At 69.1% G+C, this 26,819-nt stretch carries 25 protein-coding genes and 3 tRNA genes; 19 read left to right on the forward strand and 9 right to left on the reverse strand.

Annotated features, from left to right (window positions below):
* Positions 1-69: 69 nt before the first annotated feature.
* A complete protein-coding gene (locus DFI_RS04045) occupies positions 70-1,068 on the forward strand; it encodes a ribose-phosphate diphosphokinase (RefSeq protein WP_022799955.1) in 999 nt (332 codons plus the stop codon).
* A 57-nt stretch (positions 1,069-1,125) separates the two neighbouring features.
* Here DFI_RS04045 and DFI_RS04050 read toward each other — a convergent pair whose 3' ends face one another.
* The 6 genes from DFI_RS04050 to lon form a co-directional block, all read right to left on the reverse strand.
* On the reverse strand, positions 1,126-2,211 hold the full coding sequence (locus DFI_RS04050) for a bifunctional 3-deoxy-7-phosphoheptulonate synthase/chorismate mutase (RefSeq protein WP_027462043.1): 1,086 nt from the start codon (positions 2,209-2,211) through the stop codon (positions 1,126-1,128).
* An 84-nt stretch (positions 2,212-2,295) separates the two neighbouring features.
* Complete coding sequence (locus tag DFI_RS04055) at positions 2,296-2,715, reverse strand: globin domain-containing protein (RefSeq protein WP_420810876.1); 420 nt, start codon at positions 2,713-2,715, stop codon at positions 2,296-2,298.
* Between the two features lie 43 nt (positions 2,716-2,758).
* Positions 2,759-3,259 carry a hypothetical protein gene (locus DFI_RS04060; protein ID WP_043776951.1) on the reverse strand — a complete coding sequence of 167 codons (501 nt, stop codon included), beginning with the start codon at positions 3,257-3,259 and terminating at the stop codon, positions 2,759-2,761.
* Between the two features lie 288 nt (positions 3,260-3,547).
* A tRNA-Asn gene (locus tag DFI_RS04065) sits at positions 3,548-3,622 on the reverse strand.
* Positions 3,623-3,728: 106 nt separating this feature from the next.
* Complete coding sequence (locus DFI_RS04070) at positions 3,729-4,256, reverse strand: YqgE/AlgH family protein (RefSeq protein ID WP_027462045.1); 528 nt, start codon at positions 4,254-4,256, stop codon at positions 3,729-3,731.
* A gap of 148 nt (positions 4,257-4,404) precedes the next feature.
* On the reverse strand, positions 4,405-6,870 hold the full coding sequence (lon, locus tag DFI_RS04075) for an endopeptidase La (protein ID WP_027462046.1): 2,466 nt from the start codon (positions 6,868-6,870) through the stop codon (positions 4,405-4,407).
* Between the two features lie 469 nt (positions 6,871-7,339).
* Here lon and DFI_RS04080 point away from each other — a divergent pair, with 469 nt between their 5' ends.
* From DFI_RS04080 to DFI_RS04110, 8 genes are all read left to right on the forward strand, one after another.
* Positions 7,340-8,140 (forward strand): AfsR/SARP family transcriptional regulator, encoded by an 801-nt coding sequence (locus DFI_RS04080; protein ID WP_027462047.1) that lies wholly within the window; start codon positions 7,340-7,342, stop codon positions 8,138-8,140.
* A gap of 146 nt (positions 8,141-8,286) precedes the next feature.
* Complete coding sequence (locus DFI_RS04085) at positions 8,287-8,703, forward strand: CBS domain-containing protein (protein WP_118375825.1); 417 nt, start codon at positions 8,287-8,289, stop codon at positions 8,701-8,703.
* 78 nt (positions 8,704-8,781) lie between these two features.
* Positions 8,782-8,952 (forward strand): hypothetical protein, encoded by a 171-nt coding sequence (locus DFI_RS20100; protein ID WP_022799947.1) that lies wholly within the window; start codon positions 8,782-8,784, stop codon positions 8,950-8,952.
* Positions 8,952-9,530 carry a cytochrome c oxidase subunit II gene (locus DFI_RS04090; protein ID WP_051307461.1) on the forward strand — a complete coding sequence of 193 codons (579 nt, stop codon included), beginning with the start codon at positions 8,952-8,954 and terminating at the stop codon, positions 9,528-9,530. The genes DFI_RS20100 and DFI_RS04090 overlap by 1 nt, the downstream gene beginning before the upstream one ends.
* A gap of 3 nt (positions 9,531-9,533) precedes the next feature.
* Positions 9,534-11,333 (forward strand): b(o/a)3-type cytochrome-c oxidase subunit 1, encoded by a 1,800-nt coding sequence (locus DFI_RS04095; RefSeq protein WP_022799945.1) that lies wholly within the window; start codon positions 9,534-9,536, stop codon positions 11,331-11,333.
* A 4-nt stretch (positions 11,334-11,337) separates the two neighbouring features.
* On the forward strand, positions 11,338-11,757 hold the full coding sequence (locus tag DFI_RS04100) for a c-type cytochrome (RefSeq protein ID WP_022799944.1): 420 nt from the start codon (positions 11,338-11,340) through the stop codon (positions 11,755-11,757).
* 98 nt (positions 11,758-11,855) lie between these two features.
* Positions 11,856-11,932: transfer RNA gene (locus DFI_RS04105), tRNA-His, on the forward strand.
* A 40-nt stretch (positions 11,933-11,972) separates the two neighbouring features.
* A tRNA-Leu gene (locus DFI_RS04110) sits at positions 11,973-12,058 on the forward strand.
* Between the two features lie 173 nt (positions 12,059-12,231).
* On the opposite strand, the gene DFI_RS04115 is transcribed toward DFI_RS04110, so the two are convergent.
* Positions 12,232-13,152, reverse strand: a complete 921-nt coding sequence (locus DFI_RS04115; protein ID WP_027462050.1) for a ferritin-like domain-containing protein — start codon at positions 13,150-13,152, stop codon at positions 12,232-12,234.
* A 572-nt stretch (positions 13,153-13,724) separates the two neighbouring features.
* Here DFI_RS04115 and tig point away from each other — a divergent pair.
* The 10 genes from tig to ppk1 all read left to right on the forward strand — a co-directional run bounded on the left by tig (position 13,725) and on the right by ppk1 (position 24,341).
* Positions 13,725-15,092, forward strand: coding sequence for a trigger factor (tig, locus tag DFI_RS04120; RefSeq protein WP_027462051.1), 1,368 nt, complete (start codon positions 13,725-13,727; stop codon positions 15,090-15,092).
* Between the two features lie 146 nt (positions 15,093-15,238).
* Entirely contained in the window at positions 15,239-16,255 is a 1,017-nt protein-coding gene (locus tag DFI_RS04125; protein ID WP_027462052.1) for a beta-ketoacyl-ACP synthase III, read from the forward strand.
* 53 nt (positions 16,256-16,308) lie between these two features.
* Complete coding sequence (locus tag DFI_RS04130) at positions 16,309-17,322, forward strand: ketoacyl-ACP synthase III (protein ID WP_027462053.1); 1,014 nt, start codon at positions 16,309-16,311, stop codon at positions 17,320-17,322.
* On the forward strand, positions 17,319-18,227 hold the full coding sequence (gene fabD, locus DFI_RS04135; protein ID WP_027462054.1) for an ACP S-malonyltransferase: 909 nt from the start codon (positions 17,319-17,321) through the stop codon (positions 18,225-18,227). The genes DFI_RS04130 and fabD overlap by 4 nt, the downstream gene beginning before the upstream one ends.
* Complete coding sequence (locus tag DFI_RS04140) at positions 18,224-18,778, forward strand: DinB family protein (RefSeq protein ID WP_027462055.1); 555 nt, start codon at positions 18,224-18,226, stop codon at positions 18,776-18,778. The genes fabD and DFI_RS04140 overlap by 4 nt, the downstream gene beginning before the upstream one ends.
* Positions 18,775-19,533: a 3-oxoacyl-[acyl-carrier-protein] reductase gene (gene fabG, locus DFI_RS04145; protein WP_027462056.1), complete on the forward strand. Its 759-nt coding sequence runs from the start codon at positions 18,775-18,777 to the stop codon at positions 19,531-19,533. The genes DFI_RS04140 and fabG overlap by 4 nt, the downstream gene beginning before the upstream one ends.
* Positions 19,534-19,648: 115 nt before the next feature.
* Positions 19,649-19,879, forward strand: coding sequence for an acyl carrier protein (acpP, locus tag DFI_RS04150; RefSeq protein ID WP_022799936.1), 231 nt, complete (start codon positions 19,649-19,651; stop codon positions 19,877-19,879).
* Between the two features lie 101 nt (positions 19,880-19,980).
* On the forward strand, positions 19,981-21,225 hold the full coding sequence (fabF, locus tag DFI_RS04155; RefSeq protein WP_027462057.1) for a beta-ketoacyl-ACP synthase II: 1,245 nt from the start codon (positions 19,981-19,983) through the stop codon (positions 21,223-21,225).
* An 87-nt stretch (positions 21,226-21,312) separates the two neighbouring features.
* Positions 21,313-22,011: a YqjF family protein gene (locus tag DFI_RS04160; RefSeq protein WP_043776953.1), complete on the forward strand. Its 699-nt coding sequence runs from the start codon at positions 21,313-21,315 to the stop codon at positions 22,009-22,011.
* Positions 22,012-22,127: 116 nt separating this feature from the next.
* Positions 22,128-24,341: a polyphosphate kinase 1 gene (ppk1, locus tag DFI_RS04165; RefSeq protein WP_244940310.1), complete on the forward strand. Its 2,214-nt coding sequence runs from the start codon at positions 22,128-22,130 to the stop codon at positions 24,339-24,341.
* 10 nt (positions 24,342-24,351) lie between these two features.
* Here ppk1 and DFI_RS04170 read toward each other — a convergent pair whose 3' ends face one another.
* Together DFI_RS04170 and DFI_RS04175 are read right to left on the reverse strand one after the other, a co-directional pair.
* A complete protein-coding gene (locus DFI_RS04170) occupies positions 24,352-24,825 on the reverse strand; it encodes a DinB family protein (RefSeq protein WP_027462058.1) in 474 nt (157 codons plus the stop codon).
* Between the two features lie 76 nt (positions 24,826-24,901).
* A complete protein-coding gene (locus tag DFI_RS04175) occupies positions 24,902-26,644 on the reverse strand; it encodes a 30S ribosomal protein S1 (protein WP_027462059.1) in 1,743 nt (580 codons plus the stop codon).
* Positions 26,645-26,819 lie beyond the last annotated feature (175 nt).

Genomic DNA, 26,819 nt, shown 5'->3' on the forward strand with positions numbered 1-26,819 from the left:
ACGTGCCGCCTGCCCTTGTTCCTGCCCGCCTGCCGCACCTCCGTCCGTTCCGTGCTTGAAGGAGCTTCCGTGACCGTTGCCCCCCACCGCCCCCCGCAGAACCTGCTGACCAGCAAACGCTCCCCTCTCCTGGTGTTCGCCGGTCAGAGCAACCGCCCGCTCGCGCAGGCGATCTGCGACAACCTCGGCATTCCGCTCGGCAAGAGCAAGACCGAGAAGTTCACGAACGACAACATCATCGTGCACTACGAGGAGTCCCTCCGTGAGGGCGACATTTTCATCGTGCAGTCCTTCAGCACGCCGGTCAGCGACGCGATCATGGAACTCATGCTGATGATCGACGCCGCCAAGTCCGCCAGCGCCGGGCGCGTCACCGCCGTGATTCCGTACTACAGCTACGCCCGCAGCGACAAGAAGGACAGCCCCCGCATCAGCATCGCCGGGCGCCTCGTCGCGGACCTGCTGCAGGAAGCCGGCGCGGACCGCATCCTGACCATGACCCTGCACGCCCCGCAGGTGCACGGCTTCTTCAAGGTCCCGGTGGACCACCTCTCGGCCGACATGGTGCTCTCACAGCACTTCAAGAAGTGCGTGCCGGACGCGCACGACGGCGTGGTCCTGGCCCCGGACGCGGGCAGCATCAAGCGCGCCAGCCAGATCGCCCGGCGCCTGGACTCCGGCCTCGCCATGATCGACAAGGAGCGCCTCTCGGACACCGAGGTCCGCCCCCGCGCCCTGATCGGGGACGTGGACGGCAAGACCGTGTTCATCGTGGACGACGAGATCAGCACCGCCGGCTCCCTGGTGGAGACCGTGAACATCGCCCGCAGCATGGGCGCCAAGGACGTGTACGTGGCCGTCACGCACGGCGTGTACACCGGGCCCGCCATCCAGCGCATCGCCGGCCTGGACGTCACGCAGGTCGCCAGCACCAACACCGTGCTCGTGCCCGACCAGAAGGTGGACGCGGCCAACGGCAAGCTGGCCGTGCTGGACGTCGCCCCGCTGTTCGCGGCCGCCATCAGCAACATCCACACCGGGGACAGCGTCAGCACCCTGTTCAGCTGAACACCAAGAAGCGGGCCGCCTGAGGAGTTCCCAGGCGGCCCGCTTCATGGCGTGATGTCAGGCGGGGGTGGGAACCTTCAGGCCCACGCCCTGCAAGAAGGCGTCGTACCCGGCGAAGTCCAGCTGCTGCTCGTTGTCGGACAGCGCCGTGGCGGGGCTGGGGTGCACCTCCACGTGAATCCCGTCGGCGCCCACCGCCAGGGCCGCCTTCGCCAGCGGGATCAGCAGGTCGCGGCGCCCGGCGGCGTGCGTGACGTCCACGATCACCGGCAGGTGGGTGAGCTGCTTGGCGAGCGCCACCGCGGAGAGGTCCAGGGTGTTGCGGGTCCACTTCTCGTACGTCCGGATGCCGCGCTCGCACAGGATGACCTCGCCGTTGCCCTCGGAGAGCACGTACTCGGCGGCGTACAGCCATTCCTCGATGGTGGCGCTCAGGCCGCGCTTGAGCAGCACGGGCAGCTGCGTGCGGCCCACCTCGCGCAGCAGCGCGAAGTTGTGCATGTTCCGCGCGCCGATCTGCAGGATGTCGGCGTACTCGGACACGACCTCCACGTCGCGGGTGTCCATGACCTCCGTGACGAACAGCATGCCGTTGTCCTTGGCGACCTGCTGCCCGATGATCAGGCCGTCCACGCCCATGCCCTGGAACCCGTACGGGCTGGTGCGGGGCTTGTACGCGCCGCCACGCAGGATCTTCACGCCCCGCTCCGCGAGGAAGCGCGCGGTCTGCTCCATCTGCTCGGGGCTCTCGATGCTGCACGGCCCGGCGATCACCACGGGCGGCTCGGTCCCGCCGATCCGCACGCCGTCGATGTCCAGCACCGTGTCGTCCTTCTTCACGTCGCGGGAGATCAGCAGGCTCTTCTTGTCGTTGCTTTCCTCCAGCGCCAGGCTGGCGCGGAAGATCTCCTTGAAGATGCTCTTCACGGTGGCGGCCGGGAACGGCCCGGGGTTCAGGGCCTCCAGGTCCTTGAGCTGCTGCTCCTCACGGGCGGGGTCGTAGTGGTTGGGGCGGCCCTCGGCGGTCTTGGCACGGCCAATCTGGGCCACCACGGACGCGCGTTTGGAAATCAGCGTCAGCAGGTCGCGGTTGATCTGATCGATTTCCGCGCGGAGGTCGTCAATGCTGCGGGGAGCGGTCATAGGGGGCAGTGTAGGAGTCGCCCGGCAACCCGGGCCGCCGCGAGGCTAGTCAATTGACAGGAGTTGTCTTGGTTGTGGGCCCGGTCAGGCGGGCGGCCCGCCGGCGGGCGTGTTCACCATGTGTACTGCCACGCGCGACAGCGCCGCCAGCAGCTCCTGCGCGTCCGCTTCCGTGATTTCCGGCGTGGCCTCCAGGGCGCCGCGCATGCACGCCAGCCACGCCCCGGCCCGGTCCGGCGTGATCGGGAACGGCAGGTGCCGCGCCCGCAGGCGCGGATGCCCGAACCGCTGCAGGTACAGCGGCGGCCCGCCCAGGAACCCGGTCAGGAACGCCAGCTGCTTCTCCGCAGTCAGGGTCAGGTCCGCGGGGAACAGCGGCGCGAGGCGCGGATCCTCGGCCACCCGCGCATAGAACCTCCCGACGAGTCGGGCCAGGGCGTCCTCCCCGATCCGGTCGTACAGGCTGGTGCCCGGCTCGCCGGGCGCGGAGGTCGGCAACGTCACGCGGGCAGTGTAGCGGCCAGCCCGGTGCGCGGGGCCCCCGGGGTTACAGGGGGCGCTGGGTCAGGCGGACGCAGTCGTCATCACTGGGGAACTCCAGTTTCACGCCCTTGATGACCTCCTGGTACTCGTTGTAGTTCGCGCGGCGCTCCTTGGTGTTCAGCACGAGGTCCTTGAGGTTTTTCACCAGGGCGTCCTTCGCGGCGTCCGTGCCGCGCAGTTCCTTGCGCAGGCAGTAGGTGGTGGTCATATGCAGGAACATGTGCTTCTGCGCCTCTTCCTTGCTGACCTTCTCGTTGGTGCTCATGATCTGCATGATGGCCGCGGCGCGGCGGGCGGCCTGGAGCTGCTCGGGGGTCTGCTTGAAGTTGTCCTGAATATGCACTTCGAGATCGCTGCGCAGGTTGGTGATCAGCACCAGCGAGCCGCCTCCCTCGGCATCCAGCGTCACGGTGCCTCCGGAGGAGTCCTCGGCCGCAGCGGTGGGCACCAGCGGGAGAACGCAGAGGGACGTGAGGAGGAGGGTCTTCAGGAAAGCCTTAGGCATAGCGGCCAGATCATAATCCTGAACTCATTCCAGTGTTCATACGACGCACACAGAGTATGTGAGGTTTTTCATACATCTGGCGCAGCTGTAGGCTTACTTCAGGAAAATGCGCTGCTGGAAAGGACAGTGCATTTTGCTTCAAACAAATGCGTGGGCACATGTGCCTCAAATGCTGTTCATGAAGACCGGACGGTGAGATTTGGATTCTCATTGAACAGCTTTTCTCTCCCATAGATTCACAAGAAGGAACAACGAAAAAGCCCCGCTCACAAGGAGGGGGCTTTCATTTGGCTGCGCAGGTTGGGGTCGAACCAACGACCGTCCGATTAACAGTCGGATGCTCTGCCACTGAGCTACTGCGCATCACCTGGGTGATGCTCCGCCGCAGGTCCGGGACGCTGTGGTGGCGGGCCGTTTCCGGCGCGAGAGGGATAGTAGCATGCCCCTCCCAGGCGCGCAAGCCCCGCAGTCAGGCCTGCGCGCCGCCCGGCATGATCGTGCCCGGCGTGACGCCCAGGCGCCGCAGCGCGTCGTCCCAGCGCTGCTCGTGCGGCACGTTCCACAGCAGTTCCGGCGTGTCCTGCTCCACCCACACCCACGTCCCGGTACGGGCTTCCTCTTCCAGCTGCCCGGCCGCCCAGCCGGAGTACCCGAGGACCAGCATGTATTCCTGACCGCCGGCCATCACGGCGGTCAGGACGTCCATGCTGCTGGACATGTACAGCCCGGGGACGAGCAGCACCTCGCCGGGCAGGCTGACCGGCTGCTGGTACAGGCACCAGCCGAGCGCCGGGTCCACCGGACCGCCCAGCCACGCAGGGCGGCTCTGCCCGGCGGCACCCTCGAGGAGGTCCTGCACGGTCTGGCGCATAGGGGCGTTCACGACCAAGCCCAGGGCGCCTTTGCGGTCGTGTTCCAGCAGGAGGATCACCGCACCGGCGAACACCTCGCCCTGGAGGTGCGGACTGGCTACGAGGAAGGTCAGTGGCCCGCTCATCACGTACAGCATAAAGCGGCCGTCTGAACCGCAGGTGGGGAGGCCGCGTTGGTCCGGGTGCAGTGTTGGCGCCACGCGCACGCTTGGGGGGAGGGCACAGGAAAATCCCCCACCGCGCGGTGGGAGACTGAGGAGTGAGTGGCGGGGCTCAGGCGCGCGCGTCTGCGCCGGTGCGGCGCGCACTCTTGCGTTTGGGTGCGCCGGAGGGGCCGGGCTCCGCCGCGCTGCCGTCCCGGGGCGTTTCCAGGGCCTTCAGGCCGCCCACCAGGGCGACGTCCAGCACCTGATCCACGGTCTCGCAGGGGTGGAAGCGCATGCTGCTGCGCAGGTGCAGCGGGATGTCCCGCAGGTCGGGTTCGTTGGCCTTGGGCATGATGATGTGCTTGATGCCGGCGCGGCGTGCGCCCAGGACCTTTTCCTTCAGCCCGCCGATGGGCAGGTAGCGGCCGGTGAGGGTCATCTCGCCGGTCATGGCGACGTCGTGCCGGGCGGGGATGCCGGCCAGGGCGCTGATCAGGCTGGTGGCCATGGCGCCGCCCGCGCTGGGGCCTTCCTTGGGGATCGCGCCGGCGGGCACGTGAATGTGGATCTCGCTGTTGTCGATGCGGTCCTTGTCGATGTGGAAGCGTTCGGCGTTGCTCTTGGCGTAGGTGAGGGCCGCGCGGGCCGATTCCTTCATCACGTCCCCGAGCTGCCCAGTGAGGACCAGGCCCTTGCCGGGCATGATGCTGGTTTCCACGAACAGGATGTCCCCGCCGACGGGCGTGTAGAACATGCCGGTCGAGACGCCGACCATGTCGTCCTTGTTCTCCGTTTCCGGGTTGTGGCGGGCCTGCCCGAGGTAACGGTCGAGTTCCTTGTCGGTGACCTTGACGCGCTTGACCTCGCCCACGGCGATGCGGCGGGCGACCTTGCGGGCCACGGTGCCGATCTCGCGTTCCAGGTTGCGCACGCCCGCCTCGCGGGTGTAGTGGCTGATCAGTTTCTCCAGCGCGGCGTCCGTGAAGCTGATCTGGTTGCTTTTCAGGCCGTTGGCGGTGAGCTGGCGGGGCAGCAGGTAGCGCTTGGCGATCTCGAGTTTCTCCTGCTCGATGTAGCTCGAGAAGTCGATGACTTCCATGCGGTCCATCAGGGCCGGGGGGATCTGCTCGGGGTAGTTGGCGGTGGCGATGAACATGACCTCGCTGAGGTCGAAGGGCACGCCGAGGTAGTGGTCGGTGAAGTGCATGTTCTGCGCGGGGTCCAGCACTTCCAGCAGCGCCGAGCTGGGGTCGCCCTGGTAACTGGTGCCGAGCTTGTCCACCTCGTCGAGGAGGATCACGGGGTTTTTCGTGCCGGCGCTGCGGATGCCCTGGATCAGGCGGCCCGGCATCGCGCCGATGTAGGTGCGGCGGTGGCCGCGGATGTCGCTCTCGTCACGGGCGCCGCCCAGGGCGATGCGCACGTACTTGCGGCCCAGCGACTTGGCGATGCTCTGCGCGATACTGGTCTTGCCGACGCCGGGAGGGCCGGTGAACACCAGGATGGGGCCCTTGTTGACGTCCTCGGCGCTGATCTCGCCGCGCGTGGCGCGTTCCTTGCGCAGGCGGCGCACGGCCAGGAATTCCAGCACGCGGTCCTTGACCTTCTCCAGGCCGTAGTGGTCGTCGTCCAGGACGGTCGCGGCGGCGTCCACGCTGAGCTGGTCCTCGCTGCGTTCGTTCCAGGGCAGCTCGGTGATCCAGGTAAGGTACGTGCGGATCACACTGGCTTCGGCCGAGTCGGGGTGCATGCGGGCGAGGCGGTTGACCTCGCGCTCGATGTCCTTTTTCACCTCGGGTTTCAGGTCCAGCGCCTCGATCTTGGCGCGGAAGGCCTCGGCCTCGTCGGCGTCCTCGTCGTCGCCGCCGCCGTGGAGTTCTTTCTGGATGACCTTCATCTGCTCGCGCAGGTAGTACTCGCGCTGGTTCTTGTCGATCTCTTCCTTGACCTGCGCGCGGATGCGGGCCTGCACGGCCTGCACTTCCTGTTCGGCGTCGAGCAGGGTCAGGAGTTTCTTGATGCGGTCGGTGACCTTCGGCAGTTCCAGCAGCGCCTGCTTGTCCTCGAGTTTGAAGTCGAGGTTGAAGGCGATGTGGTCGGCCATCTCGCCGGGTTCGTCCTTGCCCTGGATGGTCTGGACGGCCTCAGCGTTCACCTTGCCGTTGCCGGCGATCTGCTCGAACTTCTCTTTCAGTTCGCGGGCCAGGGCGCGCAGCTCCACGGCCTTGCCGTCCTCGCTGGGCAGCACCTCGATGTCGGCGGTGAGGTGGTTGCCGCGCACGTAGTTGCTGGCCTTGGCGCGGGCCACGGCCGACACGAGCATCTGCACGGTGCCGTCCGGGTTCTTGCGCACGCGTAGGACGTTACAGGCGGTGCCAACGGTGTAGAGGTCATCGCCTTTGGGGTCGTCCACATCCTTGTCCTTCTGGGACACGATCAGGATGACCTTCTCGCCGGCCATGGCGGCCTCGATGGCGTTGATGGAGATGGCGCGGCTGGCGTCGATGTGCTGCACCATCGTGGGGTAGATCACGCTGCCGCGGACCGGGCAGACGGGGACATTGCTGGGAAGGGTGGGGATTTCGGTGGGCATGCGGACTCCTTTCGCCCGGGTTCCGGAGCGGGTGGTGCTCGGAGGGTACGGCTCGGTGGTGAGGTGATGCCGTCTGTCACTCAGCTTTAAAAATCAAATCGCTTTGAGCGGAGACTTGAGCGTGACTATATCAAGTTTCTGGAGGTCCGGCAAGGGCCGCGCCTCCATGACCTGTCCAGCCTGCGCCCTGTGCATCACGCCGAAAGTCTACGCCCGGCGCCCTGACCGAACGCTTGCAGAACCTGACCTGACATTCACCGACTCACCCCGCCTTCACTGACCTTCCGCTCATGCACGCCCCCCAGCCCCCCTCGGCCGCCCCAGACCCTAAAGTCAACGTGAGCCCCACCACGAGCCCACCGGGGCCGGGTACATCTGACCACCCGGTCAGGATGCACACTGAAAGCCGACCACGCCCGGGCGCCCCACCCCAGACCCGCCCGCGGCCCGCGACAGGGGGAGACACGCCATGACCAGCCCACCCGACCCGCCCCACATCCTCCTGCGCTCCATGGGCCACGCCACCGTCGTCATCGACGGCGCCGCCGTCACCTGGCCCGCCCGCAGCGCCGAGGAACTCCTGTGGTTCCTGCACGCCCACCCCGCCGGCGTGTACCGCTACGACATCCTGAACCTCCTGTGGGGCCTGGAGGACACGCCCGCCGCCGCCAACCGCTTCCGCGTCGCCCTGCACCGCCTGCGCCACTGCCTGCGCCGCCCGGACGCCGTCCTGGAGCGCGGCGGCCGCTACCAGCTGCACCCAGACCTGCTCGCCGCCAGCGACACGCACTCCCTGCACCAGGCGCTGAGTTCCTCCCGGCTGGCCAGCACCGCCCGGGAACGCGAGGACCTCCTGCGCCGCGCCCTGGCCGCCGCTGACGGCGAGTACCTGCCGCAACTGCAGGGCGACTGGGTGGACCAGGCCCGCAGCCACCACCGCGCCGCCATCGTGGAGGCCGAACTGACCCTTGCGGCGCTGCACTGCGGCGCGCAGGAATGCACCCTGGCCGCGCAGGCCCTCGTCCGCGCCGCGCAGGAAGACCCCCTGATCGGCGAGCTGCACCACCAGCGCCTGATGGCCTGCCTCGCCACCACCCGCGACCGCTTCGCCGCGATCGAGCATTACCGCCGCTACCGCCACTTCCTGAGCCACGAGGTGGGGGACACGCCCATGCCCGACACCGTCACCCTGGCCGAGCGCATCAAGGCCGGCGAGCAGCCCTGCGCCGACGGTTTCCCCGACTTCATGGACCGCCAGGGCCGCCCCTGACCATGGGTCCCGGAGCCGTCCCGGCCGGACCTCCGGGCGCCTGAGCGCACCGCCGTAATGGCTTCGTAATACCCTTCTCGCACCCTCATCCAGTGCTTCCCACCCGGCCCCATCCAGACCCTGCCCCCACGACCAAGGAGGACGCCATGCTCGTTCAGGACCTGATGACCTCGCCCGCGCTGACCATTCCGCCCACCACCAGCCTGCCGGACGCCGCGCACCTGATGAAAAGCAAAGGCATCCGGCGCCTGCCCGTCGTGGACGGCGCGCACCTGGTGGGCATCGTCACCGACCGGGACGTGCGCGAGGCCATGCCCAGCAAGGCCAGCACCCTCAGCCCCTGGGAGGCCACCACCCACCTCGCGGCCATCAAAGTCGCGGACGTCATGCGCCGCAGCGTCCTGACCACCACCGCCGACGCCGACGCCAGAGACGCCGCCTACACCATGGTCAAGCACCGCGTCGGCGCGCTGCCCGTCGTGGACGCCGCCGGCACCGTGCAGGGCATCCTGTCCGTCACCGACGTCCTGCGCGACTACGCCCGCGTGCCCCAGACCACCTGACCCCCTGCCCCCTACCCGCCGGACACCCCGACGTGCCCGGCCGTCCCACCGCCTACCCCTCCCCATCCAAGGAGCCGCATGCAAGAACACACCCCGCCCCAGGCCCCCCCGGCCGCTCACCCCGCCCCGGACCACGCGCATGAGGGCGGCCCCACCCCGGTCGGCACGTTCGGCGTCATCGCCGTGCTGCTCCTGAGCATCAGCACCCTGTGGCTGCTCGTCCTGGGCATCCTGGAGGGCCGCGCCTGATGACCCGCCCCGACCCCCGCGCCGCCCGGCCCCTGCCGCCCCTGACGCACCACACCCTGCACAAGTACGAGAACATCTGGCTGGCCCTGGCCGTGGTCATGACCCTGCTGCTCTTCGTGGGCGTGCTCGCCAGCATGATCACCGGCACCTTCCCCAAGATCGCCGACCGGGGCGGCGTCAGCACCGAAGCCAGCACGCACAGCATGGGCATCAGCAGCACCGGCCGCGTGGACCCCACCAACCTGAACAACACCCCCTTCGCCACCCCCGGCCTCGTCAAGAACGCCGACGGCAGCCTCGACGCCTGGATCGTCGCCGGGAACTTCGTGTTCCAGCCCAACGTCCTGCGCGTCCCGGCCGGCGTGCCCGTCACCCTGCACGTCACCAGCAGCGACGTCGTGCACGGCTTCCAGGTCACCGGCACCAACCTCAACACGGAAATCCTCCCCGGGCATGTCGCCACCATGAAAGTCACGTTCCGCCACCCCGGCGAGCAGCACATCATCTGCAACGAGTACTGCGGACGCGGCCACCAGGACATGATCACCCGCTTCATCGTCGAGACGCCCAAGGAGTAAGCAGTGACGACCATCCCCACCCGCCCCGCCCCCACCCGCTATCCGCCCGAACTCGCCGGGCAGATCGAGGCGCACCCGCTGAGCCTCACCACGCCCGCCGGCGGCACCACCCTGGACACCGCGACCCTCGCCAGCCTGAAAAAGGTCACGCAGTACTACGTGGTCGTGGCGTTCCTGGCGCTGTTTATCGGTGTGATGATCGGGCCGCTGCAGGCCCTGAACTACGGCGGGGTGGACCTGTACACCACCATCGCCAAGATTCCGGTGCTCAACGCGATCCTCAGCACCTACTACCAGGGCCTGACCCTGCACGGCGTCCTGAACGCCCTGGTGTTCACGCAGTTCTTCATCAGCGGCTGGATGCTGTACCTGCCCCTGCGTGAACTGGGCGGCAAACCCAACATGAAATTCGCGTGGTTCACGTTCTGGATGATGACCGCCGGCCTGCTGATGGCCGCCGTGCCCCTCCTGTTCAACCGCGCCACCGTGCTGTACACCCTGTACCCCCCGATGCAGGGCGACGCGCTGTTCTACATCGGCGCGGCCATCATGGTCGCCGCCAGCCTGCTCGTCTTCGGTCAGGTCGTCGCCGTGTGGCTGGGCTGGAAGCGCGCCAACCCGGGCCGGGTCACGCCCATCGTGTCCTACATGAGCGTCGCCACCTGGATCATGTGGTTCGTCGCGTCCTTGGGCCTCGTCGTGGAAGTCGTCGCCCTGGTCATTCCCTGGAGCCTTGGCTGGCGCAGCGGCATCGATCCGCTGCTCTCCCGCACGCTGTTCTGGTGGACCGGGCACCCCATCGTGTACTTCTGGCTGCTGCCCGCCTACATCAGCTGGTACGCCTTCCTGCCCCGCCAGATGGGCGGCCGCATGGTCAGCGAACCCCTCACCCGTCTCGCCTTCGCCATGTTCGTCATCTTCAGCGTGCCCGTCGGCCTGCACCATCAGTACGCCGACCCGAACATCAACAACACCTGGAAGACCATCCACATGTTTCTGACCTTCCTGGTCGCCGTGCCCAGCCTCCTCACCGCATTCTCCGTCGGCGCCGCGCTGGAGGACTCCGCCCGCATGCGCGGCGGCAGCGGCCTGTTCGGCTGGATCCGCCGCCTCAACTGGGGCAACGCCAGCGCCACCGCGCAGGTCCTCGCCATGATCAGCTTCATCCCCGGCGGCGCCGGCGGCATCGTGAACGCCAGCCTGGCCTTCGCGCCCGTCGTGCACAACACCGCCTGGATTCCCGGGCACTTCCACATCACCGTCGGCACCGCCACCACCCTCAGCTTCATGGGCATCGCCTTCTGGCTCGTCCCGCACCTCACCGGCAAACGCCTCGTCGCGCCGAAACTGGCACTCACCAGCGTCTGGCTGTGGTTCTGGGGCATGATCCTCATGGCCGTCGGCATGCACTGGCAGGGCCTCGCCGGCGTGCCGCGCCGCGCCCTGGTCAGCGCCACCACCCAACCCCAGGTGTACGACGCCATGAACATCGCCCTGCCCAAATTCCTCACCGCCGCCAGCGGCATCGTGCTCCTCGCCGCCGGCCTGGCCTTCTTCTACGTGCTGTTCCGCACCCTGCTCTCCCCCCGCACCGAGGACGGCGAAGCCACCCCCATCCCCTACAGCGACGCGATCAGTACCGCCGGCACCGAACTCTCCCGCGCCAGCGGCCTCGTGCGCGGCACGGAAAGCCTGCTCGCCCTGGGCCTGCTCTCCCTGATCCTCACGCTGCTCGTCTACCTGCCCGTCATCGGCCCCATGATCTCCAACTACCAGATGGTCCCCGGCCAGAGGATCTGGTGAACGCATGAGCGACGACAAAGGATTCACCGCCAAGGAAGCCCTGGGCTTCGCCACCTTCGCCGCCGTCGGCCTCGTGCTCGGCATCGCCGCCTACCAGGCCGGAGGCCGCCTCAGCGGCGCGGGCAGCGGCGCCGTGGTCGCCTCCGCCGGCGCCGCCACCACCCCCGACGGGCAGGCCCTGTACGTCGGCAACTGCGCCGGCTGCCACGGCGGACAGGGCCAGGGCGCGGTCGGGCCGGCCATGAAACCCAGCGCCGCCTGGAGCGACGCCGAATTCAAGGAGGCCGTCCTGCACGGCCATGCGCCCGGCGGCCGGGAACTGAAAAACGTCATGCCGCGCTTCGGTACCATCGGCCTGGACGGCGCGCCCGCCACCGACGCGCAACTGCAGGCACTGCACAAGTACCTGGGCACCCTGCCCTGAGCACGCACCGCGGGGCAGGGTGCATTGACACCCCGCCCCGCACCCCCTAGGATATGTGGGCCTGCAAAGCGCCCCCAGGGGCAAGCGGCACGCGCGCGGTGGGTTTAGCTCAGTCGGTTAGAGCGCCGCTCTGTGGAAGCGGAGGTCGTGGGTTCAAATCCCATAATCCACCCCAACACCCCCCGGACCCCCGGGGGACTTTTCATTACCAGCGTGCGGGGATGGCGGAACTGGTAGACGCACCAGACTTAGGATCTGGTTCCCGTAGGGAGTGAGGGTTCAAGTCCCTTTCCTCGCACCAAAACGGTAAACGGCCCGCTGAGAAGCAGGCCGTTCTCGTTTTGCGCTCCGGCTGAGTTCTGGTGATCGCAGGCCGGACCCCTGTACTCAGCACTCCTGACACTCAGGCCTTGACCCGCACTTCGCACCGCCCATGACGTTCACCCCTCGAGCAGTGCGAAGCGGCAGAACGACTTACTTGATGGTGCCGTTCAGGCCGTTGGGGTAGAAGCCGCCCTTGCGGGCGTTCGGGGCGAGGTACACGATGTTCAGCACCTCGCGGGTGCTGCGGGGGTAGGCCACGCCGTTGGCGTCGGCGGGCGCTATGACCGCCATGCCCCTGGCGTCGGTGAGGCCCTGGTCTTTCATACCGCCCACTTTGCCGCGGAGGCTGCTGATGGCCTGCACGACCTGCCCCACGTACAGCCCGGCCGCTGCACTGACCTGCCGCTGCTGGAACAGCATGGAGCGGATGGCGCCGCCGTGGTACGCCTCCACGGCGAGGATGCCGGCGGCGGCCTGCAGGTAGGCGGGGTTGGTGATCAGGGTGGCCGCGCCGGCGTACGCGGTGACGCCCACGTCCTCGAAGATGAACGCGCCGTGCAGGAAGAAGAGGTCGTTGGCGTACGGGTTGAAGCCGCTGATCTTCCCGCCGGAGGCGGCCTGCCCGGCTGCGCGGAACGCGCCGTTCAGGTCGATCACGGGGCGCGGGGCGGCGGCCTTGCCGAGTGCGGCGTGCAGGAACTTCACGTGGCTGAGTTCATCCTCGGCGATGTCCTGGGCGAGGGCCTGGACGTTGCTGTCCTTGAACTGCATGCCGCGGCTCTGGTCCAGGCTGGCGGGCAGCAGGATGTCCGCGCCGCCACCGATCTTCCGCAGCTCGCCCACGCGGCCCACGGCCGCGAGATAGAAGGCCGCTTCCAGGTATTCGAGGTTCAGCGCGAAGTTCAGCACGTCGCCGTCGATGTTCCGGGCCGGCGCGGCGCTGGCCGTGCTGGACGTGGCCGAGAGGCCCAGGGCGGCGCCGAGGCCGAGTTTGCCGAGGAAGCCCATCGCCGCGCGGCGGTTGACGGCGTTGCTGATGTGGTCGGGGGTCGGCTGTGGGTCGTGGGTCATGGGCGGTCTCCAGGAATGAGGGCTCCCGTGCACGCCGGCGTGGCGTGCAGATCAGGGCGGGGACGGATGGGCTGGCCTCCGCTGTGTTCGGCGGGGGTCTTGGTCGACACCCGGATGTATGCGGACGGGTGCCGGATTGGATCACGCGAGCCAGGGAGATGAAGAGCACATGAACGCCGGACGTCGTGTGAGCCGCGCAAACCTGAGTGGGCTTGCCCGCTCCTATCGGAAAGACCGGGGTGACCTGACTCCCTGGCCGAAAGCCGCACGAAGGCCGTTGCCCACCCTTGTCATGACACGCGCCACCATAAAGCGAGGCCCACTGCTGGGGTGCGTTGCTGGCGGCCTTGCCGTCCCGCGCCTGTCCCTGACGTCATGCCAGGCGGTCCTGGCGGGGCACAACCGGGATACGGCGGGAAAAAGGCTGGTATGATGCCGGATGGCATGCCGCCCGCCCGCGCCCGACCCCTTCACCAGGGTCATCCGGGCGGACCCGGCAAGGCAACACACACACGCGGCCTGCTGCGACCCCAGGGCAACACTGGCGTGGCGGCAGGGACGGGAGAAGTCACATGGCAGAGCTGATCAGCAGAGAAGGCAACAAAGTCGAATTTAAAGTCGCGGTGCCCGCCGCCGAAGTGAACCGCGCCTACGATCAGGTATGGGCCGGTCTGAGCCGCGACGTGCGCGTCCCCGGCTTCCGCCCCGGCAAGGCCCCCAAGAAGGTCATCGAGGGCCGCGTCGGCAAGGGCTACGTGGAGCGCGAGGTCCGCGACCGCCTGCTGCAGGTGCACTACCCCCAGGCCGCCCGCGAGCTGAACCTCAGCCTCGTGGACGCCACCATCGACCCGGCCGAGGTCGTGAGCGGCCAGGACTTCACCTTCAACGTGACGGGCGAGACGTACCCCGAAGTGACCCTGGCGGACTGGAGCGGCCTGAAGCTGGAAGCCGCCGCGCCCGAGATCACCGACGACGTCCTGAACCGCACCCTGAGCGACCTGCAGGAGCGCAACGCCAGCTTCGAGAGCGCCGAACGCGCCATCGAGGCCGGCGACCAGGTGACCGTGGAGGAGCAGGGCGAGGACGGCGGCACGTACCCCATCTACCTGGACGTCGCCGAAGCGCACGTGCGTGACGCGCTGCTCGGCAAGAACGCCGGCGACACCGTGGAGATCAACGTTCCTGCCCACCAGCACGGCGACCACGAGCACCCCGCCCACACCGTCAGCGTGAAGATCCTGGACGTGAAGACCAAGAAGCTGCAGGACCTGGACGACGAGTTCGCCAAGAGCCTGAACTTCGACAGCCTGGACCGCCTGAAGGCCGACCTGAAGACCGAACTGGAGCGCCGCGCCGCGCAGGAGGGCGACAACGCCCGCCGCGAGGAGTTCGTCACGCACCTGACGGAGAACATGCAGGCCGACATCCCCGAGGCGCTGCTGGCCCGCCGCCGCGAACTGATGATGAACGAGATCCAGGACGACCTGGGCCGTCAGGGCGTGAAGTGGGCCGAGTACGAGTCCTTCATGCAGGAGCAGGGCAAGCTGGAGGAATTCATGGCGGACCTCGGCAAGAACGCCGAGACCCGCGTGAAGCGCGACCTGGCCCTGGAGCGTCTGGCGCAGGACCTGAAGGTCCAGCTGAGCGAGGCCGAGTTCAACCAGACCATGAACATGCTGGCGCAGTCCAACGGCATGACCCCGCAGCAGCTGAGCAAGCAGCTCGGGCCGGACGGCATCCAGTCCTACTACGCCAGCATGGTGCGTGAACGCGCCCTGCAGCTGGCGCTGGGTCAGCTGAGCGGCGAGAAGGCCGAGGGCGCCGAGGCTGGCGAAGCCGCCGAGGCCAAGCCTGCGAAGAAGTCCCGTGCCAAGAAGGCGCAGGACGCCGACGCCGAGACGGCCGAAACCGAAACCGCTGCTGCGGACGCCGAGGAGTAAAGTCTTTCCGTCTTCGGACGGTGAGCAGGGGAGGGGGTGGCCCGCACGGGCTGCCCCTTCTCCTTTTTTATTGGCCTCTTCCCGAAGTCTGAACTCAATTCATTGAACGACCGTTCAATGAATGCTAGGGTCGCCGCGTGACCGCCCTGCCCACCCCCACCGGCCCCCAGCCCGCCATCGGCATCACCGCCGTCGGCGCGTACGCCCCGGCCCAGGTGATCCCCAACGCGCACTACGCCGCCTACCTGGACACCACCGACGAGTGGATCGTGTCGCGCAGCGGCATCTGCGAGCGCCGGCACGCCACGGAAGGCGAGACCACCAGCCACCTGGGCGTGCAGGCCGTGCGCGACCTGATGGACCGGTATCCCGGCGCCTTGGACGGCGTGGACCTGGTGCTGTGCGCCACCAGCAGCCCGGACGCCATGTTCCCCAGCACCGCCGCCCTGATCGCCGGCCAGGTGGGCCTGAAGGGCGCGGCCGCCATGGACCTCAGCGTGGCGTGCAGCGGCTTCCTGTACGCCCTGAGCGTCGCGCAGGCCATGGTCGCGGCCGGCACCGCCCGCCGGGCCCTGGTGATCGGCGCGGAGGTGATGAGCCGCGTGGTGGACCAGCAGGACCGCAACACCGCCATCCTGTTCGGGGACGGCGCGGGCGCCGTGGTGGTCGGGCCGGTGCCGGCCGGGACCGGGTTCCAGTCCTTCGTGCTGGGCGCCGACAGTGCCGGCGGCCCCAGCCTGTTCCTGCGCGGGGTGTGCGGCGCCCTGCCGGACGGCACGCCGATGGGCCCCTACCTGGAACAGAACGGCCGGGAGGTGTTCAAGTTCGCCGTGCGCATCCTGGGCGACAGCGCCGAGGAGGCCATGCGCCGCGCCGGGGGCCGCGTACAGGACATCGACTGGCTTATCCCGCATCAGGCGAACGTACGGATCATCCAGGCGGCCTGTGAACGCTTCGGGCTGCCGCTGGAGCGCGCGGTGACGAACCTGGACCGGTACGGCAACACAAGTGCCGCGAGCATTCCGCTGGCGCTGGCCGAGGCGGTGCGGGACGGGCGGATCCAGCCGGGGCAGCAGCTGCTGCTGGCGGGCTTCGGCGGGGGGCTCAGCTGGGGGGCGGCGGCGTTGCGCTGGAGCGGCCCGGCGGCCGGCGCGGGCGCTTGAACCGCGTCCAGTATTGACTGAACGGCTGTTCAGGGAATGCTAGTTTGGACGCCGTGAAGAACATCGGTATCACCGCCCTGGGCATGTACGTGCCGGAGCGAGTCGTTCGCAACGAGGACTTCGAGGGCCGCATGGGCATCGAACCCGGCTGGATCGAGGCCCGCACCGGCATGCGCGAACGCCGCTTCTCCGCCCCGCAGGAATTCGCCAGCGACCTGGGCGTGAAGGCCGTGCAGGACATGCTGGCCCGCGACCCCCAGGCGCTCGACGGCGTGGACCAGGTCATCTACGCCACCTGCACCCCCGACGCGATCTTCCCCTCCACCGCCGCGCTCGTCGCCGGACAGGTGGGCCTCACCGGCGCCGGCGCCTTCGACCTGTCCACCGCGTGCAGCGGCTTCGTGTACGGCCTGAGCATGGCCCGCGGGCAGGTGCTGGGCGGCGTGGCCCGCAAGGTGCTCGTGATCGGCGGGGAGGTGCTCAGCAAGGCAATCGACCAGGACGCCCGCGACACCGCCATCCTGTTCGGTGACGGCGCCGGCTGCGCGGTCGTGGGCGAGGTGCCGGACGGCTACGGCATGCAGGACTTCGTGCTCGGCGCCGACAGCGCCGGCGGCCCCGCGCTGTCCATCGGGCACGTCGCCACGCAGTTCCCGAACGGCCTGCCGCTGCCCGCCGGCGCCAGCATGAACGGCCGCGAGGTCTTCAAGTTCGCCGTACGCGTCCTCGGTGACAGCGGCACCGAGGTGCTGGAAAAGACCGGCCTGAGCAACAACGACGTGGACTGGCTGATTCCCCACCAGGCGAACGTGCGCATCATCCAGGCGGCCGCCGAACGCTTCGGGATTCCCATGGAGAAGACGGTCGTGAACCTCGCGAAGTACGGCAACACCAGCGCCGCCACCGTGCCCCTCGCGCTGCACGAGGCCGTGAACGACGGCCGCGTGAAAGACGGCCAGCAGTTGCTGTTCGTCGCGTTCGGCGGCGGGCTCAGCTGGGCGGCCTGCACCATGAAATGGTGGGCGGGCGCGCCCAGCCTGAAACCCGCTGCGGAGGCCCAGGCATGAAGATCGCCGCGCTCTTTCCCGGACAGGGGTCGCACGCCGTCGGCATGGGCGTGGACATCGCGGGCCGCTTCACGGCGGCCGAGCAGGTGTACGCCATCAAGGAAGACACCCTGCCCGGCCTGCGGGAACTCGTGGAGGCCGGTCCCTTCGACGAACTCACCCTGACCGCCAACCAGCAGCCGGCCCTGGTCGCCGCGAGCGTCGCCGCGTACCGTGCCTGGGTGCAGCACCGCGGCCTCACGCCGGCCTTCGCGGCCGGGCACAGCCTCGGGGAGTACAGCGCCCTGGTCGCCTCCGGCGCACTGGACCTCGCCGACGCGCTGCGCCTCACCCGCCGCCGCGGGCAGCTGATGCAGGAAGCCGTGCCGGTGGGCGTCGGCGCCATGAGCGCCATCATGGGTGATCCTCAGGTCGTGCAGGACGTCTGCGCCGCCACGCCCGGCGTGGTGCAGCCCGCCAACTTCAACGCCCCCACCCAGACCGTGATCAGCGGCGAGGCCGCCGCCGTGGCCGCCGCCGGCGCCGAACTGAAGGCCCGGGGCCTCAAGGCCATTCCGCTGAAGGTCAGCGCGCCCTTCCACTGCGCGCTGATGCAGCCCGCGCAGGACGGCCTGAGCCCCGACCTGAACGCCACCGCCTTCCACGCGCCGCAGTTCCCGGTGTACGCCAACGTCACCGCGCAGCCCGCCACCGACCCCGCTGCGCTCCCGGACCTGCTCGCCCGGCAGATCACCGGCAGCGTGCGCTGGGTGGAGACCATTCAGGCGCTGCACGCCGCGGGCGCCACCGTGTTCATCGAGTTCGGGCCCGGCACGGTCCTCACCGGGCTCGTCAAGCGCATCCTCCCGGACGCCCGGACCCTGAACGTCGGCACCGCCGAGCACATCGAGGACTTCAGCCTGTGACCCCCCACGGCCGCGACGACGTGCTGCGCGGCCTTGCCGGCGCCCAGGCCGACTGGACGGCGTACGCCGCCGCTCTGCCGCTGGACGCGTTCTTCCGCGCGCCCGCCCCGGGCCGCTGGGCACCGGCCGGCCACCTGCGCCACCTCACCCTCACGCACCGCCGCGTCACGCAGGGCCTCGGGATGCCCCGCCCCGCGCTGCGCGTGATGTTCGGCGCGCCCTCCACCCACCGCCCCTACCCGGAGGTGGTGACCGCCTACCGGGCGGCCCTCGCGGCGGGCGGCACCGCCCCCGACCGGTACGTGCCCGCCCCCGACACCGACCCCACCGAGGCCACCGAGGCCACCCGCACCGCCGTGCTGGATGGGTACGCGCGCGGTGCCGAAGCCCTGCGCGCCGCCCTGGCCCGCTGGCCGGACGCCGCGCTGGACACCCACGCCCTTCCACATGACCTGCTGGGCCGCCTGAGCGTGCGGGAACTGGCCTACTTCACCCTCTACCACGACCTTCACCATCTGCGCGGCGTGCAGGCCGCCCTGGAGCCCTCATGACTGACCCTGTTTCCTCCCCGAAGAAAGTCGCCCTGGTGACCGGCAGCAGCCGCGGCCTGGGCCGCGCCATGGCCCTGAAACTCGCGCAGGACGGCTTTGCCGTGGCCGTGCATTACGGCCGCAACGAGGCCGAGGCGCAGAAGGTCGCGCAGGAGATCGCGCAGGCCGGCGGCGCTGCCGAGGTGTTCGGCGCCGACCTCACCGTGCCTGCCAACGCCACGAAACTTGTGGAGGACGTGATCGCGCAGATGGGCCGCCTGGACGTGCTCGTGAACAACGCCGGCATCACCCGCGACACTCTCGCCATTCGCATGAAGGACGAGGACTGGGACGCCGTCCTCCAGACGAACCTCAGCAGCGCCTTCACCGCCAGCCGCGCGGCCATCAAACACATGATGCGCGCCCGCACCGGCCGGATCATCAACATTGCGTCCGTGGTGGGCCTCACCGGGAACCCCGGGCAGGCGAACTACGTGGCCAGCAAGGCCGGCCTGATCGGCCTGACCAAGGCCCTGGCCAAGGAGTACGGCGGGCGCGGCATCACCGTGAACGCCCTGGCGCCCGGCTTCATCGCCAGCGACATGACGGCCGAACTGAACGGCGAGACGCAGAAGACCTACCTCGCGAACATTCCGCTCGGCCGGTTCGGGCAGCCGGAGGAGGTGGCGGCCGTGGTGAGCTTCCTCGCATCGGACGCCGCAGCGTATGTGACCGGGCAGACCATCGGCGTGGACGGCGGGATGAACCCCGCCTGACCCTCGCGCAGCCCGGGCCGCCGGCCGCGCTTTGCACCCTGTTCAGGATTGCTCCCCGCGTGCCCCGCGGCGTGTAGACTGGCGCAGACTTCAGGAAGTAAGGAGGTATTCAAACATGGCTACTTTTGATGACGTGAAAGATGTGATCGTCGAGAAGCTCGGCGTTGATGCGGACAAGGTGGTGCCCGAGGCCCGTTTCGTGGAGGACCTGGGCGCCGACAGCCTGGAGACCGTGGAACTGATCATGGGTCTGGAAGACAAGTTCGGCGTGACCATCAGCGACGAGGACGCCGAAGGCATCCGCACCGTGCAGGCCGCCATCGATTACATCGAAAGCCGGCAGTAAACGCTGTTTCGCGCCTGACGCCCCCAGCGGGCAAGGGTGAACGAGGTGGGCGCGGTTCACGCCGGGCCCATTTCCCATTGACTCACGGGAGGGGAAAGCGCATGACGATGACAGGTTTGAAACGGGTGGTGATCACCGGCCTCGGCCCGGTCACGCCCATCGGCACCGGCGCCCAGGCGTACGCCGACGCCCAGCGCGCCGGGAAAAGCGGCATCACCCGCACCACGCGCTACGACCCGGTGAATGTCGCCAGCAAGATCGCCGGGGAAGTCAAGGAGGACCTCGCGCAGTGGGTGGACGCCCGCGAGGCCCGCAAACTCGACCGCTACGTGCAGCTGGCCCTGGCCGCCGCGCAGCTGGCCGTGGAGGACAGCGGCCTGAGCGAGGAGGAACTGCGCGGCGAGCGCACCGGCACGGTGATCGGCAGCGGCATCGGCGGGATCAAGACCTTCGAGGACCAGTCCCGCGTGATGTTCGAACGCGACGCCAGCCGCGTGAGCCCCATGTTCGTACCCATGATGATCGCGAACATGGCGACCGGGCACGTCGCCATGAAGTTCGGCGCGACCGGCCCGAGCAGCACCGTCGTGACCGCCTGCGCCACCGGCACCGGCGCCGTGGGCGACGCCGCCCGCTACATCCAGCTGGGCCTCGCGGACGTCATGATCGCCGGCGGCACCGAGGCGGCCGTGACCGAACTCGCCATGGGCGGCTTCGCGAACATGAAGGCCCTGTCCACCCGCAACGACGAGCCCGAAACGGCCAGCCGGCCCTTCTCCGCCAGCCGGGACGGCTTCGTGCTCGGCGAGGGCGCGGGCGTGCTGGTCCTGGAAGAGTACGAGCACGCAGTCAGGCGCGGCGCGAAGATCTACGCCGAGATCGTCGGGTACGGCACCAGCGCCGACGCGCACCACATCACCATGCCCGCCCCGCAGGGCGCCGGCGCGCAGGTCGCCATGCGTATGGCCCTGAGTACCGCCGGGATCAATCCCGATCAGGTGGGGTACATCAACGCGCACGGCACCAGCACGCACTTCAACGACCTGCACGAAACGCAGGGCATCAAGCACGTGTTCGGCGACCACGCGAAGAACCTGGCGGTGAGCAGCACCAAGAGCATGACCGGGCACCTGCTCGGCGCGGCCGGCGCCATCGAGGCGATCGCCGTGGCGCAGGCCCTCAAGGACGGCGTGCTGCCCCCCACCATCAACCTCACCGACCCGGACCCGGACCTGGACCTGGACTACATCCCCGAAGGTGCGCGCGAGCAGCAGGTGGAGTACGCCCTGAGCAACTCCTTCGCGTTCGGCGGGCAGAACGCCGCCCTGGTGTTCAAGAAAGTCTGACCCGCCCGACGTACGCCCCGAGAAGCCGCCGGCCGCCCCCTGGGCCCGGCGGTTTTGCTTGGGCCGGCGCTGACCTATGCTGCGGGCATGGCGCGGCCGTGGGTGCTCAGCATGAACTGGACCGACCTGGCGTTCCTGAACTGGCCCGCCGACGCCCGGGCCCTCCAGGCGACCCTGCCGCCCGGCGTGCAGCTGGACACCTTCGGCGGGCAGGCGTGGCTGAGCGTCGTGCCGTTCCGGATGGAGCACGTCGTGCCCCGCGGCCTGGGCCATGTCTCGCGGGGCGTGAGCTTCACCGAGCTGAACCTGCGGACCTATGTCACGGTGAACGGCGTGCCCGGCGTGTGGTTCTACAGCCTGGACGCCGACCATGCCCTGACCGTCCGCGCGGCCCGCCGCCTGCTCTTCCTGCCGTACCGGCACGCCCGCATGTGGCACGACCGGGATGGGGACGTGCACCGCTTCGCGAGCACCCGCACCCACCCCGGCGAGCCCGGCGCCACTTTTGCCGCCGCGTACCGCCCGGCGGGCGAGGTGTTCCACGCGGCGCCCGGTACGCTGGACCACTGGCTGACCGACCGGCTGTGCTTCTACAGCGCCGACGCCCGCGGCCGCCTGTACCGGGGGCGGGTGGAGCACGGCCCGTGGCCGCTCCAGCCGGCCCGCTGCGAACTCCCGCTGAACACCCTCACGGCCGCCCTGGGCCTTCCCCAGACCGGGGCGCCGCACGCGCTGTACGCCGACCGCCTGCCCGTGCGCGCCCGGATTCCGGAGCGCGTCCGCTGACGCCGGGGGGCGGAGTCTCAGGGGACCGTCAAGACGTCCGTGTCCGGCTGAGGCGGCCCTCTGCTTGAATGACCTGACCTTCCGTTGACGTTTCTCGCCTTTCCTCGTCAGGAGTCATGACCGTGAAGCCCGAGCCCACCCCGTCCGACCCGCCGGCCCCCGACCCCAGTGCGGGCCAGGACGGCGCCGCCCGCCCGCGGAGGAAGGGTGGGTCCGGTCAGACCGCCGACACCCCGAAGAACCGGGCCCGCCGCGCGCCCCGCAAGCCCAGGGTGCCACCGGAACTCCCGGAGGAGCTGCCGGTGCGGTCGCACAGCACCGTGGCCCGGCCGGAAAGCCGCTTCCTGAACCGCGAACTGTCGTGGCTGGCGTTCAACGAGCGGGTGCTGGCCGAGGCCCGCGACCCGCGCAACCCGCCGCTGGAACGCCTGAAGTTCTCCGCGATCTGCGGCAGCAACCTGGACGAGTTCTTCATGGTGCGCGTGGCGGGCGTGCACCGCCAGATCGCCGCCCGCGTCGGCATTCCCAGCCCGGACGGCCTGCTGCCGCGCGAGACGCTGGCCCTGGTGCGCGCCCGCACGCACGAGATGCTGCAGGAGATCGAGCACGCCGCCCGCACGGCGCTGGGCGTGCTCGCGGAGCACGGCGTGGCCCTGACCAGCGTCGCGGACCTGGGCAAGAAGGCCCGCGCGCACCTGCGCGAGCACTACCTGTCGGAAATCCAGCCGGTGCTCACGCCGCTGATCGTGGACCCCAGCCACCCCTTCCCGTACCTCAGCAACCTCAGCCTGAACCTCGCGGTACTGCTGCACGCCGGGAAGGACGAAACGCCGGACTTCGCGCGGGTCAAGGTGCCGGTGGGCGTGCTGCCGCGCATCGTGAACCTGGACGGCACGCTGCTGCTGCTCGAAGACGTGATCGCCGCGCACATCGCGGAGCTGTTCAAGGGCCGGCGGGTGCTGTCCACGCACGTGTTCCGCGTGACCCGCAACACCGACTACGAGTTCGAGGAAGAGGAGGCTGAGGACCTGCTCGCCACCATCGAGGACGGCCTGCGCCGCCGGCGGTTCGGCGCGGCCGTACGCCTGGAGATCAACCACGACATGCCCCGACCGGTCACGCGTTTCCTGCAGGAGAAGCTGCACCTCGCGCCGGAGGACATCTTCACGCTGCAGGGCCCGCTGGGCACCGCCGACCTGATGGGTTTCCCGGTGGACCGCCCGGATCTGGCCTTCCCGCCTTTCACGCCGGCCCTGAGCGACCTGGAAGGCGACGACGAGTGCGTGTTCGACGTGCTGAAACGCGGGGACGTGGTGCTGCACCACCCGTACGACTCGTTCGTGAACGTCCTGGATTTCCTGGAGCAGGCCGCGCACGACCCGGACGTCCTGGCGATCAAGCAGACGCTGTACCGCACCGGCGACGACCCGCGCCTCCTCACCTCCCTGCGCACCGCCGCGGAGGAGGGCAAGCAGGTGGTCGCCCTGATCGAACTCAAGGCCCGCTTCGACGAGCAGCGCAACATCAGCGTGGCCCGCAAACTGGAGCGCGCGGGGGCGCACGTGGTGTACGGCGTGCCGGGCCTCAAGACGCACGCGAAGGTGACCCTGGTGGTGCGCCGCGAACCCGGCGGTCTCCGGCGGTACGTGCATGTCGGCACCGGGAACTACAACCCGAAAACCGCGCGGCTGTACACCGACCTGAGCCTGCTGAGCGCCGACCCGGACCTGGGCGCGGACGTGGCGGAACTGTTCAACCACCTGACCGGGTACGCCGAGGCCGAGTACGCCCGGCTGCTCGTCGCGCCGGACTCGGCCCGCTCGGGATTCGAGGCGCTGCTGGAACGCGAGGCCGAGCACGCCGCCGCGGGCCTGGACGCCTGGGCACGCATCAAGGTGAACTCCCTGACCGACCCGGGCCTGATCGAGGCGCTGTACCGCGCGTCACAGGCGGGCGTGCGGGTGGACCTGGTGATCCGGGGCGTGTGCTGCCTGCGTCCCGGCGTGCCGGGCCTGTCGGAGACCATCCGGGTGCACAGCCTGCTGGGCCGCTACCTGGAGCACGCCCGCGTGTATGCCTTCGGGAACGCGGGGACGCCGGAGGTGTACTTCGGCAGCGCGGACTGGATGAGCCGCAACCTCGACCGCCGGGTGGAGGTCGTGGCCCCCATGCTGGACGACGCGCACCGCGACGCCCTGCTGGGCCTGATGGACACCGAGTGGACCGACCAGCGCGGCTCGTGGGAACTCGGGCCGGACGGCGTGTACGTGAAGTGCGCCGGGGAACTCAGCGCCCAGCAGACCTTCGCCCAGGCCCGCCACAGCGGCTAGGGCCGCCGCGTCACGCCAGCAGGCGCCGCAGCAGCAGAAGCTGCCCGGCGTGGTACGCGGTGTGGTCGGCCACCAGCAGGAACTCCCGCAGCCACGTCTGCCCGCTGCCGTTCGGCACGGGGGCGAGCAGGTCGGTGGCGGGGTCGTCCAGCAGGTTCAGCAGCGCCGCAAGGTCGTCCCGGTACGCCTGGACCTGCGCGGCCCAGTCGGCGGCGGTGCCCGGCGCAGGCCAGTACGCGTCCGGCCAGGGCACCTCCTGGTACGTGTCATCACGCACGAAGTTCAGGATGTCGCGCTGCGTGAAGCGCAGGTGCCACAGCACCTCCCACGCGGAGTAGGGGAGACCATGTACGCGCTCCGTCACCCGGGCCAGCGGAAAGTCCCGCAGGACGTCCTCCAGCGTCTGGTGGGCCTGGGCGGTGGTCAGCAGGGCGCGCAGGTGCTCACGCACGGCGCGGTCGGCGGGCGGGGGCAGGGCCGTCATGCCCCACTGTACGCGTGAAAAAGAAAAGAGCCCCGGCCCGGGGCAGGTGCCGCCGGGCCGGGGTCAGAAGCGGGGGTTACTCGCTCTGGGTGCTCTCGCCGCCGTCTTCGGTCTTGGCATCGTCCTTCTTGTCGTTGCCGAGGCCGAACTGGGCGAACAGGTCGGCGTACACGTCGCCGAGCTTGGTGCTGATCTTGCCGCCCTGCTGGGCGTCCTTGGCGTTGTACGCGTAGTCCGCGCCGCCACGGCCGCCACGGCCACCGCCACGCCCGCCACCGGCGCTGTACCGGTCGCTGCGGCTGCCGCCGCCCTGGCTGACGAAGTCACGGCTGCCGCCGCCCTGCGTGGGGGCCGCGCCGCCGCCCAGGAAGCGGCGACGGCTGAGGCTGGCGCGCTGCTCCACGGGGTCGATGTTCAGGATCATGGCTTCGATCTCGTCGCCCTTCTTGAACAGGTCGGCAGGGTTGTTCACGCGGTTCAGGTCGAGTTCGCTGATGTGGATCAGGCCCTCGATGCCTTCCTCGATCTCCATGAACACGCCGAAGTCGGTCATGCCGGTGATCTTGCCCTTCACGGGGGTGCCGGGCGGGTAGCGGTCAGGCAGCGCGCTCCAGGGATCGTCCGTGGTCTGACGAATCCCGAGGCTGATGCGGCGGTCCTTCGGATCGATGCGCAGGATGACGGCTTCGACCTCGTCGCCTTCCTTGAGCACTTCGTTGGGGTGACGCACGCGCTTGGTCCAGCTCATCTCGCTGACGTGCACCAGGCCTTCCAGGCCGGGTTCCAGTTCGACGAACGCACCGAAGTTGGTGAGGTTCGTGACCTTGCCCTTGACGTGCTGGCCGATGCTGTAGCGCTCGGTGGCACCTTCCCAGGGGTCCTGGGTCAGGGCCTTCATGCTCAGGTTGATGCGCTCGCGGCCCTCGTCCACGTCGATAACCTGGACCTGGACCTTGTCGCCCACCTTGACCACGTCGCGGGGGTGGTTGAAGCGGCCGTAGGTGAGTTCGCTGCGGTGAACGAGGCCGTCGATGCCGCCCAGGTTCACGAACACGCCGAAGTCGGTGATCTCGACGACTTCACCTTCGAACTGCGCGCCGGAGGTCAGCTGGCCGACGGTGGCCTCGCGGGCCTTGGCCTTCTGCGCTTCCATGATGGCGCGGTGGCTGATGATCACGCGGTTGCGCTTGCGGTTGAGCTCGATGAGCTTGACCATCAGGGGCTTGCCCACGTAGGGGTCAAGGTCGTTCACGCGGCGGGTGTCCACCTGGCTGGCAGGCAGGAACGCGCGGATGCCTTCGACCTGGGCGACCAGACCGCCGCGCACCTTCTCCAGCACTTCGACTTCGAAGGCCTCGTCGGCTTCCTGCATCTTCTCCAGGACGCGCCAGCCCTTGTCCTGATCGGCGCGCTTCTTGCTGAGCACGATCTGGCTGTTGGGCAGGTCGACGCGCACGACGTACGCTTCGATGGTCTCGCCGGCCTTGTACATCTCCTGGGCCTGCTCCAGCGTGACGGCTTCCTCGCCGAGCTGGTTCAGGGGGATGATGCCCTCGACCTTGGCGCCGATGTCGACCGCGATGCCTTCTTGGCCGATGAACACGATGGTGCCGTCCACGATGTCGCCGCGGGAGACGGCGGTGGCATCCTGCGCCTCAGTGGCGAGGATGTCCTCCATGGTCATCTCGGGGTATTCGCGCTCGGTGCTCGTGCTGGCGGCGGGGGCGGGGGTCACGACCGGCTGGCTGCTGGTGGTGTCGGTGCCCGTCGTGGGCTGAGTCCCGCCCTGCTCGGCGGGGGTCTGGGTGTTGTCTTCCATGAACTCCTGTTCCTCCTGGCGCGCGGTCCTGGATGCACCAGGGGTGCTCCTGCTGGCCCGCGTTCACCTGTCCTGATACCTGCCAGCGCCCTGCATGGCGCAAGAACGTGGCGGCAACACCTCAGTGTAGCACCTGCCGGCAAGCACGGGCAAGCACGATGTGAACGCAGTCCAC

The organism is Deinococcus ficus, from assembly GCF_003444775.1.
GTDB classification, from domain to species: domain Bacteria; phylum Deinococcota; class Deinococci; order Deinococcales; family Deinococcaceae; genus Deinococcus; species Deinococcus ficus.